This is a genomic window from Desulfoferrobacter suflitae (assembly GCF_022603395.1).
In the GTDB taxonomy this organism is placed as follows: Bacteria; Desulfobacterota; Syntrophobacteria; order Syntrophobacterales; family Syntrophobacteraceae; genus Desulfoferrobacter; species Desulfoferrobacter suflitae.
Genome location: NZ_JAIBKA010000005.1, coordinates 177,266 through 196,336, shown reverse-complemented (window position 1 = coordinate 196,336; position 19,071 = coordinate 177,266). Strand labels below are relative to the sequence as shown.

Annotated in this window: 18 protein-coding genes; 13 read left to right on the top strand and 5 right to left on the bottom strand. The window is 54.1% G+C overall.

Annotation, left to right across the window (positions count from 1 at the left end):
- Positions 1-125: 125 nt before the first annotated feature.
- The 3 genes from tgt to K1V27_RS10600 are packed head-to-tail and all read right to left on the bottom strand — an operon-like array spanning position 126 to position 2,543.
- Entirely contained in the window at positions 126-1,229 is a 1,104-nt protein-coding gene (gene tgt, locus K1V27_RS10610) for a tRNA guanosine(34) transglycosylase Tgt (protein WP_258929968.1), read from the bottom strand.
- 44 nt (positions 1,230-1,273) lie between these two features.
- Entirely contained in the window at positions 1,274-2,353 is a 1,080-nt protein-coding gene (queA, locus tag K1V27_RS10605) for a tRNA preQ1(34) S-adenosylmethionine ribosyltransferase-isomerase QueA (RefSeq protein ID WP_258929967.1), read from the bottom strand.
- The gene (locus K1V27_RS10600; protein WP_258929966.1) at positions 2,343-2,543 is read right to left on the bottom strand and encodes a DUF2065 domain-containing protein; all 201 of its coding nucleotides are present in this window, start codon (positions 2,541-2,543) and stop codon (positions 2,343-2,345) included. Before K1V27_RS10600 ends, queA begins: the two co-directional genes overlap by 11 nt.
- A gap of 113 nt (positions 2,544-2,656) precedes the next feature.
- On the opposite strand from K1V27_RS10600, the gene alr reads away from it, so the two are divergent.
- From alr to K1V27_RS10545, 11 genes are all read left to right on the top strand, one after another.
- Positions 2,657-3,784 (top strand): alanine racemase, encoded by a 1,128-nt coding sequence (alr, locus tag K1V27_RS10595; RefSeq protein WP_258929965.1) that lies wholly within the window; start codon positions 2,657-2,659, stop codon positions 3,782-3,784.
- A gap of 280 nt (positions 3,785-4,064) precedes the next feature.
- Complete coding sequence (gene argS / locus K1V27_RS10590; RefSeq protein ID WP_435051667.1) at positions 4,065-5,738, top strand: arginine--tRNA ligase; 1,674 nt, start codon at positions 4,065-4,067, stop codon at positions 5,736-5,738.
- Positions 5,739-5,841: 103 nt separating this feature from the next.
- Positions 5,842-6,630 (top strand): SPOR domain-containing protein, encoded by a 789-nt coding sequence (locus K1V27_RS10585; RefSeq protein WP_258929963.1) that lies wholly within the window; start codon positions 5,842-5,844, stop codon positions 6,628-6,630.
- Positions 6,631-6,735: 105 nt separating this feature from the next.
- Entirely contained in the window at positions 6,736-7,176 is a 441-nt protein-coding gene (locus K1V27_RS10580; protein WP_258929962.1) for a Crp/Fnr family transcriptional regulator, read from the top strand.
- A gap of 15 nt (positions 7,177-7,191) precedes the next feature.
- Positions 7,192-7,683 carry a hypothetical protein gene (locus tag K1V27_RS10575; protein WP_258929961.1) on the top strand — a complete coding sequence of 164 codons (492 nt, stop codon included), beginning with the start codon at positions 7,192-7,194 and terminating at the stop codon, positions 7,681-7,683.
- 74 nt (positions 7,684-7,757) lie between these two features.
- Complete coding sequence (locus K1V27_RS10570) at positions 7,758-8,882, top strand: sodium ion-translocating decarboxylase subunit beta (protein ID WP_258929960.1); 1,125 nt, start codon at positions 7,758-7,760, stop codon at positions 8,880-8,882.
- 407 nt (positions 8,883-9,289) lie between these two features.
- Positions 9,290-10,486: an ABC transporter substrate-binding protein gene (locus K1V27_RS10565; RefSeq protein ID WP_258929959.1), complete on the top strand. Its 1,197-nt coding sequence runs from the start codon at positions 9,290-9,292 to the stop codon at positions 10,484-10,486.
- 129 nt (positions 10,487-10,615) lie between these two features.
- Positions 10,616-11,491 carry a branched-chain amino acid ABC transporter permease gene (locus tag K1V27_RS10560; protein WP_258929958.1) on the top strand — a complete coding sequence of 292 codons (876 nt, stop codon included), beginning with the start codon at positions 10,616-10,618 and terminating at the stop codon, positions 11,489-11,491.
- 14 nt (positions 11,492-11,505) lie between these two features.
- Positions 11,506-12,486: a branched-chain amino acid ABC transporter permease gene (locus K1V27_RS10555; RefSeq protein ID WP_258929957.1), complete on the top strand. Its 981-nt coding sequence runs from the start codon at positions 11,506-11,508 to the stop codon at positions 12,484-12,486.
- Between the two features lie 2 nt (positions 12,487-12,488).
- Entirely contained in the window at positions 12,489-13,202 is a 714-nt protein-coding gene (locus K1V27_RS10550) for an ABC transporter ATP-binding protein (protein ID WP_258929956.1), read from the top strand.
- 3 nt (positions 13,203-13,205) lie between these two features.
- Entirely contained in the window at positions 13,206-13,910 is a 705-nt protein-coding gene (locus K1V27_RS10545) for an ABC transporter ATP-binding protein (RefSeq protein ID WP_258929955.1), read from the top strand.
- A gap of 108 nt (positions 13,911-14,018) precedes the next feature.
- Here K1V27_RS10545 and K1V27_RS10540 read toward each other — a convergent pair whose 3' ends face one another.
- Positions 14,019-14,711, bottom strand: a complete 693-nt coding sequence (locus K1V27_RS10540; protein WP_258929954.1) for a CBS and ACT domain-containing protein — start codon at positions 14,709-14,711, stop codon at positions 14,019-14,021.
- Between the two features lie 142 nt (positions 14,712-14,853).
- Complete coding sequence (locus K1V27_RS10535) at positions 14,854-16,176, bottom strand: CCA tRNA nucleotidyltransferase (protein WP_258929953.1); 1,323 nt, start codon at positions 16,174-16,176, stop codon at positions 14,854-14,856.
- A gap of 159 nt (positions 16,177-16,335) precedes the next feature.
- Between K1V27_RS10535 and K1V27_RS10530 the strand changes: the two genes are divergently transcribed.
- Together K1V27_RS10530 and K1V27_RS10525 are read left to right on the top strand one after the other, a co-directional pair.
- A complete protein-coding gene (locus tag K1V27_RS10530; RefSeq protein WP_258929952.1) occupies positions 16,336-16,479 on the top strand; it encodes a hypothetical protein in 144 nt (47 codons plus the stop codon).
- 360 nt (positions 16,480-16,839) lie between these two features.
- Positions 16,840-18,351, top strand: a complete 1,512-nt coding sequence (locus K1V27_RS10525; RefSeq protein WP_258929951.1) for a 2-isopropylmalate synthase — start codon at positions 16,840-16,842, stop codon at positions 18,349-18,351.
- Positions 18,352-19,071 lie beyond the last annotated feature (720 nt).

The following is a 19,071-nucleotide window of genomic DNA, read 5'->3' as shown; positions in this document are numbered from 1 at the left end:
CCGCACCGCACCTTTAACAATGTTATTTATTATTTAACAGTTGAACGATAAGCGCATGGACTTTAACACAAATCTGTGAATTCATAAAGCCAAGAGGTGAACGTTTAATAATTTTTAACAGATGTTCAGAGGCGTCGTTGACTGTAAAAACTTTTCCTCCACTCGCTGAAACGATTTTCCTCGATGGCCGTGCGCATGTTTTGCATAAGATTCAAATAATAGAAAAGATTGTGTATGGTGTTCAAGCGGTATGCGAGAAGTTCCCGCGACATGTATAGATGACGCAGGTAGGCCCGCGAGAAGCGCCTGCAGGTGTAGCAGCCGCAGTCTGCGGCAATGGGTTGGTCGTCGTCCACGTAACAACTGTTCTTGATTTGAATGCTCCCCCACGATGTAAAAAGCATTCCGTTTCTCGCATTCCGGGTTGGCATGACACAGTCGAACATATCCACCCCGTGGCTCACTCCCTCGACCAAATCTTCCGGAGTGCCGACACCCATCAGATAGCGCGGTCGGGAAACCGGCATGGTTTCCGTGAGGGCTTCCAAAACGGCCTGCATTTGCTCCTTGGGTTCTCCCACGGACAAGCTTCCCAATGCATATCCGTCAAAGTCGATCTTCATGAGCTCCTCAAGACAGGCCAATCTGAGATCCGCAAACACACTGCCCTGCACAATGCCAAACAACGCCTGCTGAGACGCATGATGCGCTGCTTTGCAGCGTTTCGCCCAGCGCACCGTCAACTGCATGGATTCCTGTGCATACTGGCGGGTGACCGGATACGGGGTGCACTCGTCGAAGCACATGGCAATGTCCGCCCCCAGCCACATCTGAGCCTGCATGGCGATTTCCGGTGATATCATGTGGCGCGAGCCGTCGATATGCGATTGAAAGAGCACTCCATCTTCCTGCAACTTGCGCATTCCGGCAAGACTGAAAACCTGGTACCCGCCACTGTCGGTCAAAATGGAGCGATTCCAATGCATGAAGGAATGCAGGCCCCCCAGTCGATGAATCCTCTCGACGCCGGGGCGCAAATAGAGATGATACGTATTGCCGAGTATGATCCGGGCCCCGAGCTCTTCCAGCTCATCCGGCGTCAGGCTCTTGACCGAGCCCAGGGTTCCCACGGGCATAAAGACCGGAGTTTCGATTACCCCGTGAGCGGTTGTCATGCGGCCACGACGAGCCCGGCTGCTGCCATCACAAGCGATAATGCCAAATTCCATTTGCTGTGCACACGATCCTTGAGCTGCTGGTTAGTTAACTCTCTTCACAAAATCAGCATGGCATCGCCGTAGCTGAAAAACCGATAGCCCAGCCCGATCGCCTCTTGATATGCGGAGAGAATCTGCGACCGACCTGCAAAGGCCGACACCAGAAGCAACAGGCTCGACCCGGGCAAATGAAAGTTGGTGACCATTGCGTCGATTACCCGAAACGAATAACCTGGATAAATGTAGTGCCGACACCAATCCGCATAAGAAACCACTTCACCGAATTCGCTGGCGACCCATTCAAGAGTCCGAACCACTGTCGTGCCCACGGCGATAACCCGTCTGCGTTGCGCTCTCGCCGACCTTATCCGTTCCGCCGAATCTGCGGGAATCTCTGCATATTCGGAATGCATGCGATGCTCGCGGATATCCGCAACACGCAGCGGAGCAAAGGTGCCGTAACCCACATGAAGGGTCACCGTAACAATCTCTACGCCCTGGTTCTGTAATTTGTCCAACAGTTCGGCGGTGAAGTGGAGACCCGCCGTCGGGGCTGCCACTGCGCCGGGTTTCAAGGCGTATACGGTCTGGTAGCAGTGCCTGTCCGCAGCATTGACCTCATCCCTATTGCGATCAATGTAGGGGGGAAGCGGTACGGAGCCGATCTCTTCCAGGATTTGCGGCAAAGGTTGCGAAGTCAAGAAGCGAACAATCGCCGTACCGTCCTTGGGGTCGCTCTGGATCCTTGCTCGAAGGCCCTTCGGCAGAAAGATCAGGCTATCCCGGCGAGGCCTTTTGGCACACTTGAGAAGGCATGTGTAACCCTCCCGCCTTCCCTCCTCCGGTGCCTTGTGCGGATCCAGAACGAGCAGTTCGATGAATCCGCCCGTTTCTTTGTTCCCGTAGAGCCTGGCGGGAACAACGCGAGTGTCGTTCACCACCAGCACATCCCCCCGTTGAAAAAAGTCACAGATGCTGTCAAACTGCAGGTGAGCCCGTTTGCCGCTGCGGCGCTGCATCACCAGCAAGCGCGATTCATCTCTCTTTTCGAGGGGATGCTGGGCGATCAAGCCAGTGGGGAGATGGTATTGGTATGCCTGCAGATCAAAGGAAGCAGCTTGATTGTCACCGGACATGGTGTTGACCCCAATACACCAGGAGCAGACCCAAAATCATCAGCGCCGCGCCCATCACGCGCAGGATGCGGCTGGGAGTTCGGATCATCTGCTGCATGACCTTCTTCAAACCATCCGGGAAAGCCAGGTAAGGCAACCCTTCAAAGAAGCAAATCAACCCGATTACGGTCAGAATAGTTCCGGCAAACATACCATCCAGATCCCACCTAAGGATTTTCTTGGCATTCGGTCTTGCATCGCCTAACATATTTTTTGGTCATTGCAAAGCATTCACTGTTTTGCCCGCAGGAATGGAGAGGAACAATGCCGTTAAGTTGGGTTGAAATTGATCTCGCGGCGCTGCGCCACAATCTGTTGCAGGTGCGCAAGCGCATGTCGGCGCGTACCCAGATCATCGGTGTGGTCAAGTCGGATGCCTACGGCCATGGCATGTTGCCGATCGCTCGAGAACTGGTCTCGGGTGGGGTTCATTTTCTGGCTGTGAGTAAGTTCTGGGAGGCTCAGGAACTGCTGGTCGCCGGCATACGCCACCCCATTCTGGTCTTGTCGGGCATTGAGCCGTGTGACATGGAGGAGGCCATAAGGCAGCAGGTGCGACCTGCCCTGTTCCGTTTGGACCACGCCGAACTGATGAGTAGAACAGCCTGTCGATTGGACACGGAAGCAAAGATCCACCTCAAAGTCGATACCGGCATGGGACGGTTGGGTGTTCCCTATGAAAGAGCCCCGGCATTCCTTGATAAGCTGCTGGCTTTGCCGGGCATCAAACTGGAAGGGATTCTATCCCATTTTGCTGCAGCTGACGAATCGGACAAGAGTTACAGTGAGCTTCAGCTGAGTCGGTTTAGAGAGGTGTTGGGCGAACTTGCAGGGCGTGGTCATGCCGTTCAGTTTATCCACATTGCCAACAGCGCCGGCCTGCTTGATCTGCCGCATGCGCATTTTCAACTGATCAGACCGGGAATCATGCTTTACGGTTCTCCTCCCTCCCAGGAGCTTCATTTTCCCGCCCGGCTGAAGCCGGTCATGAGCCTTAAAGCAAAGATTTTGCAGCTTAAGGATGTGCCGGCCGGACAACCCATAGGATACGGCAGGACCTTCCTCCCTGAAAAGCCCAGCCGCATTGCCACCATCCCCGTGGGTTACGACGACGGCTATCCACGGTTGCTCTCCAACCAGGGGCAGGTATTGGTTTGCGGTCAGCGGGCGGCGGTTGTGGGCAGGGTGTCGATGAATTTGATCACCATCGATGTCACCCATGTCCGGCAGGCAAAGGAAGACGATGAGGTGGTATTGCTGGGGGAGCAGATGGACGACCGCATCAGCGCAGAAGAAATTGCCCAGACGTGTGCCACCATCAGTTATGAAATCTATTGCAGTATCGGGCGGCATCGTTTCAAATATTTCCTCAATGGAGCAGCTGATCTGTGACGTCGCCGGAGACTGGATGGGCATTGTCGGTCTCGTTTCCTCAACGTGAAAACATAAAGATCAAAGCCACTTGACCGTGTTCCAGGCACTGGTTATAAGTCGTGTTCGAGATTTCTGCACTTTATTGAAACCTTAGCTGGTCTCCGTCGGGAAACGGCAGCTCTTTGGAGGAAGAGGGTCGGGGTGTCTGCTGACTTCTCGCTCACAGGGTAAGAGGCACTATGGAGCTTCCAGATGGACGTCAGCTGAAAGTTAAGGAGAATTGTCTTCTATGGCGCTCATGCGGAACCGCATCCTGGAAATCCTGAATAAAGCGATTGTGCCCATCTGTCACTCAGGTGGACTATCCGACCAATCCCCACCTTGCGTTGAACTTGAAATTCCCAAAATATCTCAACACGGCGATTACGCCAGTAACATAGCCCTTTCTCTGACCCGCTGTCTGAAACGGAATCCAAGGGAGATCGCCAAGGAAATCGTGAAGCACATGGAAATGAGCGAAGGCCTCATTAGCAAAGTGGAGATCGCAGGGCCGGGCTTTCTCAATTTTTTTATTGAACCCGGGGCGTGGCATCAAGAGCTGGTCGAGGTCCATGCACAAGCGGAAAAATACGGCTATCAGGAGATTGGCAAGGGCAAACGAGTGCAGGTGGAGTTTGTCAGTGCCAATCCTACCGGACCGTTGCATATCGGGCATGGGCGCGGCGCCGCCACGGGCGATGTTATGGCCGCCATCCTGGCCTTCTGCGGCTACGCGGTGGAGCGTGAATACTACATCAACGATGCCGGCAATCAGATGGACACCCTTGGGCGCAGCCTTTACTACCGTTATCAAGAGGCTCTGGGAGAGCCGGTTGATTTTCCCGACGGTCATTATCAGGGCGACTACATTATGGAGCTTGCCCGGGACCTGACAGAAGAGGTGGGGACCCGTTACCACAAGGTGCCGCTGGATGAGGTATTGCCTGACTTCACACGCTATGCGGGCGACCGCATTTTGGCCGGCATTCGAGAAGATCTGGACAATTTTGGGGTGCGTTTCGATCAGTGGTTCAGCGAAACCACCCTGCACAGTCAAAACGCCATTCAACGCACCATCGAGACCCTCAAAGCCAACCGCTACATCTACGAGCAGGAGGGCGCTCTGTGGTTTCGAAGTACGGCGTTCGGCGATGAAAAGGACCGGGTTGTGGTTCGGGCAAACGGTCTGAGCACCTACTTTGCGGCCGATCTCGCCTACCACAAGGACAAGTTCGAGAGAGGCTTCGACACGGTGATCGACATCTGGGGCGCCGATCATCATGGATATGTGGAACGGATGCTTGCCGGGATTGAAGCACTCGGTCGTAAACGGTCGGATCTGCAAATCATTCTTGTGCAGTTGGTTAACCTGCTGAGAGCTGGAAAGCCGGTTGCCATGTCCACCCGCGCCGGTGAGTTCGTGACCTTGCGTGAGGTGATCGATGAAGTGGGCAAAGATGCTGCCCGTTACATTTTCCTTACGCGCCGCTCGGACAGTCCGCTCGATTTTGATCTGGAAGTTGCCAAAATGCAGAGCAATGACAACCCCGTCTATTACGTGCAATATGCGCACGCCCGTCTGTGCAGCATCTTTGAGGTCGCGAGGGAACGGGGGGTGCCGTGCGAGTGGCTCAATGGAGGAGCAAATCCTGATCTCGCACCCCTTGTTCTGCCCCAGGAGCTGGAGATCATCAAAATGCTGGGGGAATATCCGGAGATCCTGGCAAGTGCGGCCAAGACCCTGGAACCTCATCGAATCTCTTACTATCTGAACGAACTGGTTGCACTCTTTCACAGTTACTACAATCAGAATCGCATCTTGGGGGACGATCCGGATCTGACACAGGCACGGCTTTATTTGGCCGCCGCATTGCGCATCGTGCTGGCCAATGCTTTGTCCCTGTTGGGTGTGAATGCCCCCGAGAAGATGTGATAAAATTGGTTGACACAACCAGTCAGAACTGTTTCAAAGGGATTAAGCAGACGCCGTCTGAAGTGGTTGAAACTGTTGAAAAGGTCGCCGATAGAGCCGACGCATGAAATCCTCGAGAGAGAGCAGCGGTTTGACCCAATCCGCCAAAGGCAACAAATCGAAAGCTTTTCGTTTCGAATTGGGGCTGATGCAGCTTCTGCTCTATTCATTCGGCCTGGTCCTCATCCTTGCCTGGATGTTTGTCTTCGGCGTTCTGGTTGGCCGGGGGCTGCCCCTGGTGGCGGCAGACGAGACTTCGCTGAGGGCTCAAATCCTTCGTTTTATGGGGCTCGGCAGGGAGGCTCCGCAACCGCCTGCAAACGCTGCAGAAAGTTGGGAGGATTCCAAAAAGATGCTCGGGTCCCTCAACTATTTTCAGTCATTGACCAATCAGATCGATCCCATTTCGGGAAAACCTCTGGTCAATTCGCCTATGCCTTCCACTCCAGAGACCAAAGAGGCACCTCCGAAAGATCCAATCCCGAAAAAATCGAGGCCCTCTGTTAGACCCTCAACAGAGCCGACAGCGGCAGATAAATCCAGCCCCCTGGAACCCGAGGAGCCCGATGCTGCTGCCGATCCCAAAAAGGGTCTTGGTGCCGGCGGCGGAACCGAACAGTTTACCTTACTGGCTGCTTCACTCAAGGATTCCAGCAATGCAGAGCGATTTATGAAACAACTGCAAGCCAAAGGTTACTCCCCCAACATGGAAACGATCGACATGCCGGAAACTGGACGCTGGACTAGGGTACTTGTCGGTTCCTTCGACAGCCGGGAGGAGGCACTGAAGTTTGCCGCCGAGTTCAACCGCAAGGAAAAGGTTCAAGGACTGGTTATTCGCGTTGATCGATGAGGCTGCGCGCTGCAGGTCAGAATGGGTATGATGAATTTGCTGCTGGCAGGACGGGTGATCGCGATGATTGGCGGGGCTTGCTACAGCTAAACGACGGGAGACCACATGGTATCGACCAGAGAACTCAGGGAAACGGAGTTCTTGAGAGATTTTCACGAGTCCGAGCTGTCTGATCTGGCAGGTATTGCTGCGCATACGCGCTGGAAAGAAGGAGAAACCATATTTCACGCGGGTGCGCCCGCGGCTGCGCTCTATCTACTGCGTGTCGGCACCATCCTTTTGTGCTTTCCCAATGGCCGTTCCATGCCGTTGAGGGATGAAGGGCATGCGGTCGGCTGGTCTTCTCTGGTGAGCCCATTTCGTTATACCGCTACGGCGGTATGTCTCTCCGACGTCCGACTTTATGAGTTTTCCGGTCGGGAGCTGTATCGGTTGATCCAGATGAATGCTCTTTTCGGGCAGAGACTGATGCAGAAGATCGCCCAAATAATGGAACAACGTGATCGCTATCGGCGCGGCACACCAGTCAGTTTTGGCCGGGACTAGTCGGAGGATGATGGGATGTACGGGTTGAAAGCAATCAGCGCGGCTAACGGGTGGACAATCACCTTCACCGGATTAGCCATCGTCTTCACCGGTTTAGTGGTTTTGGCGGCTATCATGGCCAATATGGAGAGGTTTTTGGCACTGTGGGACCGGCGCGGCGAGCTTCTGGCAGGTTTCAAGCATCCACCGCGGAAACAGCCTTTCCTGGTTCAGGAACCCCGCACGGATCGCCCGGAAGCCCCAACGACAGATAAAACCCGGGTGCATTTGCCACTCGATCAGATAGAAGTGGCAGACCATTTTCATCTGATCACTAACAGGCTCGGCGAACCCTTTTCACTGGCACAACTTCTTGAAAAGGCCAGCAAACATGGCCTGTCAAGCCCGCACCGTCATCTCGATACATTTCTAAAGCTAGGAATCATCGTTGAGGATTCAGGCGATCGGCAAGGATTTTACACATGGGCCAACGACGTGGAGATTGTCCGTTCCAGTGCAGAGGAATAGCAATCGAGGTCCATTCTCATTGTTGACAGAACAGGGAGCTGCAATAGTGCACAGCAAGCGGAGTTGACCGGTTCATGGAGTATCTTCTGGATTTTTGGGGAAATACCGGATTCGGGCTGGCGGATTATCGCCACTTCATCATGATCGCCGTTGGAATCGTTTTCATCTACCTGGGAATAGTCAAACACTACGAGCCCCTGTTACTGGTTCCCATCGGTTTTGGAATTCTCATGGGCAACGTGCCGGTTTTCAAAGGGCTGGGGCTGGGGATCTACGAATCGGGAAGTGTGCTGAGTTATCTGTACTTTGGAGTGCATCAGGGGATCTACCCGCCTCTCATCTTCCTGGGCATCGGAGCCATGACGGACTTTTCCTACATGCTGGCGCAACCCAGACTGATGCTTCTCGGTGCCGCTGCTCAAGTGGGGATTTTCCTGACTTTTTTGGCCGCTCTGGCAATGGGATTTTTGCCCAGGGAAGCTGCTTCCATTGGAATCATCGGGGGGGCGGACGGCCCTACCGCCATTTTTCTGTCGGCAAAGCTCGCGCCTCATTTGGTGGGGCCCATTGCTATCGCCGCCTACTCCTATATGGCGCTGGTACCGGTCATTCAGCCTCCCATCATGTATCTTTTGACAACCAGGGAGGAGAGATTGATTCGGATGCCGGATCCGAGGCCAGTCAGCAGGAGAGAAAAGATCATCTTCCCCGTCATCGGTTTTCTTTCCTGCTGTTTTCTCGCACCGGCGGCACTGCCGCTTTTGGGCATGTTGTTTTTTGGTAACCTGTTGAAGGAATGCCTGGTTGCGGATCGGCTGGCGTTAACCGCTCGCACGGCTCTAATCGATATCGTGACTATTTTGCTGGGCATCACGGTCGGAGCCTCAACCCAGGCCGATGTTTTTCTTACCGCCAAGTCGGTGGGGATTTTCCTGTTGGGAGCCGCCTCATTTATGGTGGCAACCGCCAGTGGAATTCTTTTTGCCAAACTGGTGAACGTTTTTGCCACGAACAAGATCAATCCCATACTGGGAGCCGCCGGGGTATCCGCGGTGCCGGACTCGGCTCGGGTCGTCCAGCTGGTTGGAAACCGGGAAGATCCGGGCAATTATCTGCTGATGCATGCCATGGCACCCAATATAGCGGGGGTCATTGGATCTGCCATAGGAGCCGGCGTTCTTTGGTCCTTTATGATGTAGCCGTATGGCAAAATGAGCTTTCAGGATGGATATCGGAAGGTTCTAGATCAATCAGCCCAACCTGACGCTATGATTATTGGATCGTTGCAGAACAGGCCGGCAGGGGGTTTCGCCCAGCTTGACTTTGCACAAACCCTATAATACCCTAAGAGGGCCGAATCAAATGGGTTGCCGCACTGGAGAATCACCCCATCCGGCCTGTCTGGTGCGCACTTCTAATGCTGCTCTCCCGCTTGCTCAAGTTCCCACTTGGAGCGTAGTTGACAGTGGTTCTCGCGTTCCTCGCAGTCGTTGGCCGGCCTTGTCACGACGGCGTTAACCCATAAATGTGTGCAGGAGCGGTTTACATGGAGCAAAACGGCGTCCGGAGTTCAACCACCATAACCTACAGAACAGGAGGAGCAAACATGAGGAAACTTTTGGTACTGTTGACATTGGTCTTGGCATTTGCCGTGGTGTTTTCGACCACCCCGGCATGGTCTGAGGAAACCGTGAAGGTCGGCATCATCCTGCCTCTCACGGGAGCCCAGGCAGCCTTTGGGGAGATCGAAAGAAATTCTTTTGTGATGGCCGCGGAAAAAGTCAACGCAGCCGGCGGCATCAATGGTAAACAGCTGGAATTGCTGTTCGAGGACGATACCGGCAAGCCGGAGGTGGCCAGATCTGCTGCCGAGAAGCTTATCAGCAAAGACAAGGTGGTCATGCTCGGCGGCGGCTATGGGAGTTCAGAGACCTTCGCCATTGCAGGTGTGGCTCAACAGAACGGCATGCCGTTTCTGGTCAACACCGGTTCTGCCGACAAAATCACAGAGCAAGGCTGGGACTATGTGTTCCGTTTGAACCCCCCGGTGAGCGCCTACCCTGCGGCACTGGAAAGCTTCCTCACCGAAGTGGTGAAACCTGAATCCTGTGCCATTCTGTATGAAGACAGCGCCTTCGGCACCAGTGGGTCCAAGAATTTTGCCGAGACTGCCGAGCGGCTTGGCATCAAAGTTGTCATGATGGAGGGCTACTCCAAGGGCGGTGTGGATTTTAAACCGCTTCTGGTTAAGGTCAAGCAGGCCAATCCAGATCTTGTTTACATGATTTCCTATGTTATGGACGCCTCTTTGCTCATGACCCAGTCCATGGAATTGCGCGTCATGCCCAAGCTTTTTGTGGGGGGCGCCGCGGGTTTTACCCTGCCGGAATTTGTCAAAAACGCCGGCAATGCCGCCAATATGGTTTACTCGGCTACCCTCTGGTATGAGACCCTGCCTTATCCCGGTGCATCCGAATATTATGAGGAATATGTCAAACGATTCAACAAGCCCACCGAGTATCATGGAGCAGAAGCCTATGCGGCATGCCAGGTCATCGCCGATACACTGAAGCGCGCCAAGTCCTTCTCGGCGGAAGATGTGAAGACGGCCCTGGCGGAAACCGATATGGAAACCGTATTCGGTCCGGTCAAGTTTGTTTCCTATGACAAGAAGATCAATCAGAACAAACTGCCCACCTATCTCGTCCAATGGATCGACGGAAAACTGGAGCTCGTCTGGCCCAAGGACGTGGCAAGCAAACCCTACGTTTACCCAATCGATTGGGAAAAAGTTTGGCAATAGAGCAGGATATCACTGATCAGAGTCCGTCCCGCAATCCGGCGGGTAATCCATCCCCTCGACGGTCGTGTTTGCGGGACGGATGCTGACAACCCATTTCCCCAAATCACCTCTCCTACAGGATCTTGATCCATGGACGTTTTTCTCCAGACGCTGGTGGCCGGTCTGCTGATCGGCGGAATTTACGCCCTCATAGGCATTGGCATGACGCTCATCATGGGGGTGATGAAAATTATCAATCTTGCCCACGGCCAACTGATGATGGTCGCCATGTACATCACCTATGTCCTTTTCGAACAGTTTCACCTGGATCCGTATTTTGCTCTCCTGGTGGCCATGCCATGTCTTTTCGTCATTGGCGCGCTGCTGCAGAAATATTTACTGAATCCGTTGCTCAAGGTCGATTCCATACTGCCGGAAAACCAGGTGCTGATGACCGTCGGCATCGCGATGGTACTGACCGAAATCATTCGCTTCATATTTCGCTCCGATTATAGATCGGTCAAAACCGGCTACAGTACCGCAACCTTCTATATTGGGGGCATTTCCTTCAACATTGCCATGTTCATTGCTTTTGGCATTGCCGTGCTGCTTACCGTAGCGCTTTTTTTCTTCCTGCTCAAAACCGATGTTGGCAAGTCTGTTAGAGCCACTGCGCAGAACAAGGAAGCGGCACTGTTGATGGGCATCAACGCCGAATGGATCACCGTCCTGACCTACGGGTTGGGTTCGGCCCTGGCAGCTGCCGCCGGTACGTTGCTCCTGCCGATCTATTATCTGTTTCCGGATATCGGCGGGCCGTTCACGCTGAAAGCGTTTGTCATCACCATGCTGGGCGGTATGGGGAGCACCATTGGGGCCATTCTCGGAGGGGTGGTTTTGGGTGTGGCTGAATCCCTGGGAGCCACTTATATCTCGATGGCACTGAAAGATGCGGTGGCCATGGTCATCTTTCTGTTGGTTCTCATTTTCTTGCCGGGCGGTCTCAAGACATTGACCAAAATATAACATAAGGTACTGCTATGAAACGTATCAGCTGGCCAACGATCGTCGTCATTGCACTGCTTGTGCTGTTTCCCCTGGTGGTTCAATCCGACTACTATCGGCACATTTTCATCCTATCGCTCATGTGGGTGGTCATCGGCTCCGCCTGGAATCTTTTGGCCGGATACACCGGGCAGGTTTCATTCGGCCACGCCATCTTTTTCGGAACCGGAGCCTATACAGCCGGCCTGGGCGTGACCAAGCTGGGCATTTCCGCCTGGTGGGGAATGCTGCTGGGAGGCCCTGTGGCCTTGCTGGTGGGCCTCATTATCGGCTGGATTTGCTTTCGCCTGCGCGGACCCTACTTTGCCCTTGCCACCATCGCCATTGGGGAAATCTTTCGGCTGGTCGCCATCGATTGGCGAAGTATGACCGATGGCATGGATGGTATCCTGATCATTCAGTCTTTTCGCAGCAAGCTGCCCTACTATTATCTAGCCCTGGCCCTGGCGATAGCCTGTGTATTCGCCGTCTATCTGGTGCTCAGGTCCAAATGGGGCTACTATTTCGTGGCCATCAGGGAAGACCAGGACGTGGCCGAAACAATCGGGATAAGTTCTTTTCGCTACAAGAGTCTGTCGCTCATGATCAGTTCATATTTTACCGGCATGGCCGGGGCGTTCTACATGAACTACATGGCCTTCATCGATCCGCATGTGGTGTTTTCCCTGCACGATATTTCCATCATGGCCATCCTGGTGGCCATCATCGGCGGAGTGGGGACTCTCTGGGGGCCGGCCGTGGGAGCCTTTATCATGGTTTGGCTGCAGGAGATTTTTCGCAGTGCCTTCTTTGGCCTGCTGCCGCAATGGGTGAGTGAGGCGCACGTGTTGGTGTTTGGACTGCTGGTCATTTTTGTGATTCGCTACCTGGCCAACGGCATTGTGGGCGACTGGTCCAAAATCACCGGAGACTGGTTCAAGAAGAAACAACTTTCGTACTCGAGCAGCGGGAACTGAGCATGAACTTTTTCGAAACACAACACCTTACCAAGAGGTTTGGCGGTCTTATCGCCGTCAATGACCTGAGCTTCGGGGTGGAAGAAGGGGAGATTTTTGGCCTGATCGGTCCCAACGGGTCGGGCAAAACGACCGTGTTCAATCTGATCACGGGGTCTTATCCCATCACTTCGGGCACCATCCAGTTCAAGAATCACAGGTTGAATGGCTTGGCGACCTGGAAAATCTGTAAATTGGGAGTGGGCAGAACTTTCCAGGTGGTTAAGCCGCTGCGGCGCATGACGGTGTTGGATAATGTGATCGCTTCCGCCTTCAACCATACCGGTTCGCTCCACGAAGCCCGGGATAAGGCGCTGCAAGCTCTGGAGTTCTGTGATCTTATCGAGAAAAAAGACTATCCCGCCAAGGGACTGACCATCGGTGATCGCAAGCGCCTCGAAATCACCCGCGCACTGGCTACCGAACCGGCTCTTCTGCTGCTGGACGAGACTATGGCGGGGCTTACGCCGCAGGAGCAAACCGAGGGTGTGGAGCTGATTCGCAAAATTCGCGATGCGGGCATCACCATCATTATTGTCGAACACATCATGCATGTCATCATGAGCATCTGCGATCGAATTCTTTGCATCAACTACGGGCAGGAAATAGCCAGTGGCCTCCCGGCGGAGGTCGCCAACAATCAGGATGTGATCGAAGCATACCTTGGAAAGGACTAGAGCATGTTGCGGCTGGAACGGGTTGACGCGGGATACGGGGACATTCAGGTACTCTGGGATGTTTCGTTTCATGTCGATCGGAATGAGTTTGTGGTCCTGGTGGGTGCCAACGGCGCTGGCAAGAGCACGATCATGAAATGTATCTCGAGCCTCATCCAACCCACCCGCGGCGAAATTTGGTTGGAAGACCAGCGGTTGGACAGGGTTGCCCCCTATCGCATCAGTGAATTGGGAATCGCCCATGTGCCGGAGGGGCGCCAGCTTTTCCCGGAAATGAGCGTGCGTGAAAACCTGGAGATGGGGTCTTTGCCTGCCGCAGCCAAGGCCCACCGACAGGAGACGCTCGAGTGGGTGTTGGAGCTCTTTCCACGACTCCGTGAACGCCGCAGGCAAATGGCCGGAACCCTGTCAGGCGGCGAGCAGCAAATGTGCGCCATTGCCCGTGGACTCATGCTGCGACCAAAGGTGATGTTGTTTGATGAACCGTCCCTGGGGCTGTCGCCCCTCCTCACGCAGGAAATTTTCCGCCTGGTGCGCAAGATTCACCAGGAGGGAATGACGATTTTAATGGTTGAACAGAACGTCAAACAGACCCTGGCAATCTGCGACCGGGCCTATGTACTGGAAAACGGACGAGTCATAATGGAAGGCAAGGGGCGGGAACTCCTTGAAAACGAGGAAGTCAAGCAGGCTTTTCTGGGGATTTAATGATTCAGCCTGCCGCTGCTTGTCCACTGGGACAGCAAAGTGAGCCTTGTGCCGCTGCTTTGCTGCCCCGTCAAAATCCCTGCACTGTCTTGATGCGCTCCCGCCGCTCTATTCTCCCAGGTCGTGGAAGATCTGCCGCTTGTCGTCGCGATGATCCACCATGTAGAGGATCAAAGCCTTCCGGTTCAATTCTTCTATGATCTGCGGCATTTCTTCACGCTTGAGATCATACGCCCGCATGTAAACAACTCGGAATCCCGCCGGAACGCGTGCGTAGCTGCCCAAGATGCTGGCGATGCGGCCGCCGTGGCGGCGGATGATATCGGTGAGCTCCTTGATGGAGCCCGGTTTGTCTTCCAATTTGAAAGCGAACTGGATGCCCCTTTTCCCCAGACCGCTCAGGGAAATCAGCACGTTGAACAGATCATCGCGCGTAATTATGCCGACAACGTCGCCGCCCCTGTCCACCACTGGAACGCCGGAAATCTTGTGCTGCATGAGCACCTCGGCGGTTTCTTCCACGGTGTAGTCAGGCGGAACCGTGATGGGGTCCTTGGACATGATGTCTTTTACCTTCACTTTGGATATGAGGTAGAGCAATTCATGCACATCCAGGGTCGTCGCATCCGAAGCGGAGGCCCTCTTGATATCCGAATCCGAGACAACACCGACGAGCTTACCTTTTTTCAGAACGGGAAGCATCCGCACCTGGTGTTCCTTCAACAACCTCACGGCATGGGACATGGAATCTTCCACATCGATGGTGACAACTTTTTTACTCATCCAGTTCTTGACCAGCATCTTCGATCCTCCCTTGATTCACTCTTTTCAACAACCCCCGATCTTCACGTTGATGAGCAAGCTCGCCACCAGTTTATAACGGTTTCATCAATACTACAAGCAGGCTGTATTTTCCTTTCGGCACGATTCCTGACGGAGTTGGTCAACCGCCCTGAAACTCGTCATTTCGCATCAGCTCCCGCGCGTGGTCGAGCAAAATGAGTCGATCATTCAGGGTCGGCTCGTTCAACACAACCTTGTGAAGTTCCCGCAGGATTTTTCCCACTACAGGTCCTGGAGCGAGATTCAGCTCACCGATCAAGTCATGGCCGTTGACGACAAGATCTCTTATTTGCAGGGCCGCATCGGCTTTCATCTGGGAATGAACCCGGCGCCGCAACAATTCGATTTCTTGCAGCGAGTCCGACGGCACGCCCTTGGATAAACGGTCGGCATAGGCTAGATCGAGCAAGTCAGTCGTAAGCCCGATTCCCAGTTTGGCCAGCCAATGCCGTATTTGTGCGTCACTCCACGCGTGCCGGTGGGTTGAAATGTGGCTTTCAACCAGTTTGCTCACCTGCAGGGCCATTTTCTTGGGTGCCCGCCAGCGCATCAACACCTGTGCGGCGATCCGGGCGCTCAGTGATGCCTCGTCACGCAAAGAACCGGCGTTAAGAAGCTCCGGTTGCACGAGGACTGCGATATCGTGAAACAGGGCCGCCAGCCGCAGCCTGACGCGCTTTGGTGCGAACTGAACAGAGCGAAGCAGATGCTCGCAGGTCCTTTGATGTGCAGCCGCCTTGGCATGGTGTGGCGGACCTTGTGCAATTTCCGGCAGGATAATGCCGATGACTCCCGCTCGCCTCATCCATTCAAACGCTTCCAGGAAGGAATCGCCCACCAGCAATTTGAACATTTCCTCGCGTATTCGTTCGATGGCGACTGTTTTAAGGCCTTCCACTGCATTTTTCAACGCATCAAAAGTACGTGTCTCCAGGGAAAATCCATACACGCTCACGAAACGTCCAGCTCGCAGGGTGCGGATTGGGTCCTCCCGGAAGCGATCCGTTGCATCGCCAACCCCTCTCAATAATCCGGCTGCCACATCCTCCCTGCCGCCAAACGGATCGATCAGCTCCAGGGTCGGATAAGCCAGAGCGATTGCATTGACCGTAAAGTCGCGCCGCCCGAGCTCGGCAAGAATGCCCTCATGGCCTCTGCCGGCGTATGACGTCACTTCCACAGAGCGTTCTTCGGTAAGCACCTGCACCGTGCCGTGCCGAATCCCAACCGGGATCACTCGCTGGAACAGAGAGATAACGTCCCCGGGCAAGGCATTGGTTGCCAGATCCCAGTCTCTAGCCGGGACTCCCAGTAAGTAATCACGCACTGCACCACCGACCACCCACACGTCAAAGCCCGCATGGCGGATCTTGTCCAACAGTACCCGTACATCTGAGGGAATTGAGATTTGCTTTCGCTGCATGGCCACCATCCATTCACTGGCCCCGTTTACGAACCAACCGAAAAACGCGCTGCCATCTACTTTAGGCTTGATCTTTTTCCTCTCATCTTTATAATTTACCCTGAGTTTTCGACGGAAAGAAGCGAGCACACTTCTCAGTATAGTCACGAGGGGGTTGAAATGGAACCGAGTCAAGCTACTCATGTAATGGAAGAAGCCAATAGAATCATTGAAGATTTTCCCACGCAAAAATACCTTCTTTATGCAGCTCTTTTCACCATTGAAATCATACTTTGCTTCTGGGTTGCTTTGAAGCTCCTGTAGATCCAGAAGAAACCTGATAATCAGTAACCGAAACATCTTCACCCGATTGAGCAGCGGCATGATGAATCTCCTCCTTTTATTATTACTTCTTAGCCTGACCGGTCAGGTGCGGGGAATCCATGCCTTAAGTATGCGAGCGCCGTAGAAAAAGCGACAGAGTGATGCTGCAAAGGCCATGGGTTCCCGCCCATGGCCTTTTTGTTTCGTGCGCCCGGCGACTTCTTACAAAGAAAGGGGGTGATGGACATGGGGTTGGGTGGTCCAGCGGATTTGTCTAACGGCGAGACTCCAACGGACTTGGCCGGCTTGCGAGTTTTTCATGAAGGCGTGAAGAATCAGGACAATAGAGAGGAACAGACAATGAGTCGCAAAATACATATTTTTGACACCACCTTGAGGGATGGAGAACAGGTCCCTGGAGCCAAGCTGAACAAACGGCAAAAGATAGAGATTGCCCAGCAGCTGGCAAAATTGAACGTGGATGTGATTGAAGCCGGATTCCCCTGTTCGTCACCCGAGGACATGCAGGCGGTCAAAGCGGTGGCGGAACAGACCCAGGGGCCTGTCATCGCCGGGCTGGCCCGAGCGGTGCAACAGGACATTGATATCGCCTGGCAGGCGCTTCAGTTTGCTGAGCGTCCGCGCATTCATGTTTTTTTGGGTTCTTCCGACATTCACTTGCAGAAGAAGCTGCGGCGCGATCGGGAAGCCGGGTTGCAGATGTGTGTCGATTCGGTGCGCTATGCCAAGAAGTTGTGTGAGGATGTCGAATACTCGACGGAGGATGCGTCCAGGACCGACTTTGAATATCTCTGTCGCGTCATTGAGGCGGCCGTCAAGGCAGGGGCTACTGTAATCAACGTGCCCGATACGGTCGGCTATGCCATCCCTGAGGAATATGGGGAGACCATCAGAAAATTGCGCGAGAGCGTTCCCGCATTGGACAAAGTCATCCTCAGTGTGCACTGTCACAACGATTTGGGCCTGGCGGTTGCCAACAGCCTGGCCGCCATTCGAAACGGCGCCGATCAAGTGGAATGCACCATCAATGGTGTCGGAGAAAGGGCCGGCAACGCTTCCCTGGAAGAGATTGTGATGGTGCTGAAGACCAGGCACGCTGCCTTCGAGGCGCATACCGATCTGAACACGGAGGAAATCTATCGCACCAGCAGAATGGTCAGCAGGCTCATGAATATTCCGGTGCAGCCCAATAAGGCCGTTATCGGCTCGAATGCTTTTGCCCACTCGTCCGGTGTCCACCAGGACGGCATTCTAAAGGACAGAAGCACTTATGAAATCATGCGGCCCGAAGACGTTGGCATACGCAAACATGAATTGGTGCTGACCGCCCGCTCCGGGCGCGCTGCCCTGCGCCATAAACTGGGTGAACTGGGGTACGAACTGGATAAGGACAAGTTTGAAAGGGTCTACAATCGTTTCATCAACGTGGCGGATCGCAAGAAAGAGATCACCAGTGAAGATCTGACCAGTATTGTTGAAATAGAGCTCACCAAGGTCCCCGAAACTTTTTCCTTCCAGAGTCTGCAGATCATGAGTGGAAACACCATGGTGCCGCTTGCGTCGGTGACGCTGATCAAAGACGGCAGGGATTTGACCGATGCTGCCGCAGGAAACGGTCCGGTTGATGCGGTATTCAACTGTATCGAGCGAATCGTTGAACAGCAGGGAAAGCTGCGCGATTACGACCTCAAAGCCGTAACCATGGGACGTGATGCTCTGGGTGAAGCGATGGTGAGAGTGGAAATCGAAGGGGTACTGTATTCGGGCATCGGGACCAGTCCGGATGTTATCGAGGCAAGTGCCCGGGCTTACCTGAACGCCTTCAACCGTTTTTTTGCCAATTCGCATTGAGCTCCATCCTCTGAGGCGATTGCCTTCGGGCAGGTTGAATCGATCGGTGCATTTGGCGTGGCAAGATCCAGCGCCCATGCTGCCGGGTTTCATCACAGGCTTGGCGTGATGAAACCCGGCCTGCCAGGTTTTTCGTGTCACGGCGTTGCCCTTACTCCCGCGGCGACCGACGGGATTTATTCTGCCCGGTAAGCCCCCCTTACCCCTTGAGTGCAGTTCCACACAACAGAGTGTCTAAAAGGCAGCGGACTTACGAGCGTGTAGATTGGGTTTCGCGGCGCTGCACCCGACAAAATTCGGCCACGTAATGGTGTGGCGCTGTACTTGATGAGAGGGGGAGGGTCTCGCGCGTGATGCGGGGCCATGCGGGTCACTGTCAGCTGGGCGAGGAAAGGACGCAAGCCCTGCGGCAGGGTTAGGCACAACCAACCTGTGCGCAGGAATTGATGCAATGTGCTGGGATTGCCGGTTGGGCTTGCCTTCGTACCGAGGTTTTTCTATATTTGCGCCATGACAAGCTTGATACGAATATCATTGGGATTTTTATTTATTTTACTCGGGCTGGCCGGATTGCTGTTGCCTGTGCTGCAGGGAGGCCTTTTTCTTGTCATTGGCATACTGCTCCTGGCTTGCGACATTCCTCTGTTTGCCAGACTGCTCTGCTGGATTGAAAATCGCCATCCACGACTACAAAAGCCATTTAATAGACTCCGCAGTTTT

Excerpts from the sequence above, each read along its gene's own strand:
- tgt (WP_258929968.1), bottom strand. The coding sequence starts at position 1,229 with ATGGAATTTGGCATTATCGCTTGTGATGGCAGCAGCCGGGCTCGTCGT.
- queA (WP_258929967.1), bottom strand. The coding sequence starts at position 2,353 with ATGTCCGGTGACAATCAAGCTGCTTCCTTTGATCTGCAGGCATACCAA.
- K1V27_RS10600 (WP_258929966.1), bottom strand. The coding sequence starts at position 2,543 with ATGTTTGCCGGAACTATTCTGACCGTAATCGGGTTGATTTGCTTCTTT.
- alr (WP_258929965.1), top strand. The coding sequence starts at position 2,657 with ATGCCGTTAAGTTGGGTTGAAATTGATCTCGCGGCGCTGCGCCACAAT.
- argS (WP_435051667.1), top strand. The coding sequence starts at position 4,065 with ATGCGGAACCGCATCCTGGAAATCCTGAATAAAGCGATTGTGCCCATC.
- K1V27_RS10585 (WP_258929963.1), top strand. The coding sequence starts at position 5,842 with ATGAAATCCTCGAGAGAGAGCAGCGGTTTGACCCAATCCGCCAAAGGC.
- K1V27_RS10580 (WP_258929962.1), top strand. The coding sequence starts at position 6,736 with ATGGTATCGACCAGAGAACTCAGGGAAACGGAGTTCTTGAGAGATTTT.
- K1V27_RS10575 (WP_258929961.1), top strand. The coding sequence starts at position 7,192 with ATGTACGGGTTGAAAGCAATCAGCGCGGCTAACGGGTGGACAATCACC.
- K1V27_RS10570 (WP_258929960.1), top strand. The coding sequence starts at position 7,758 with ATGGAGTATCTTCTGGATTTTTGGGGAAATACCGGATTCGGGCTGGCG.
- K1V27_RS10565 (WP_258929959.1), top strand. The coding sequence starts at position 9,290 with ATGAGGAAACTTTTGGTACTGTTGACATTGGTCTTGGCATTTGCCGTG.
- K1V27_RS10560 (WP_258929958.1), top strand. The coding sequence starts at position 10,616 with ATGGACGTTTTTCTCCAGACGCTGGTGGCCGGTCTGCTGATCGGCGGA.
- K1V27_RS10555 (WP_258929957.1), top strand. The coding sequence starts at position 11,506 with ATGAAACGTATCAGCTGGCCAACGATCGTCGTCATTGCACTGCTTGTG.
- K1V27_RS10550 (WP_258929956.1), top strand. The coding sequence starts at position 12,489 with ATGAACTTTTTCGAAACACAACACCTTACCAAGAGGTTTGGCGGTCTT.
- K1V27_RS10545 (WP_258929955.1), top strand. The coding sequence starts at position 13,206 with ATGTTGCGGCTGGAACGGGTTGACGCGGGATACGGGGACATTCAGGTA.
- K1V27_RS10540 (WP_258929954.1), bottom strand. The coding sequence starts at position 14,711 with ATGCTGGTCAAGAACTGGATGAGTAAAAAAGTTGTCACCATCGATGTG.
- K1V27_RS10535 (WP_258929953.1), bottom strand. The coding sequence starts at position 16,176 with ATGCAGCGAAAGCAAATCTCAATTCCCTCAGATGTACGGGTACTGTTG.
- K1V27_RS10530 (WP_258929952.1), top strand. The coding sequence starts at position 16,336 with ATGGAACCGAGTCAAGCTACTCATGTAATGGAAGAAGCCAATAGAATC.
- K1V27_RS10525 (WP_258929951.1), top strand. The coding sequence starts at position 16,840 with ATGAGTCGCAAAATACATATTTTTGACACCACCTTGAGGGATGGAGAA.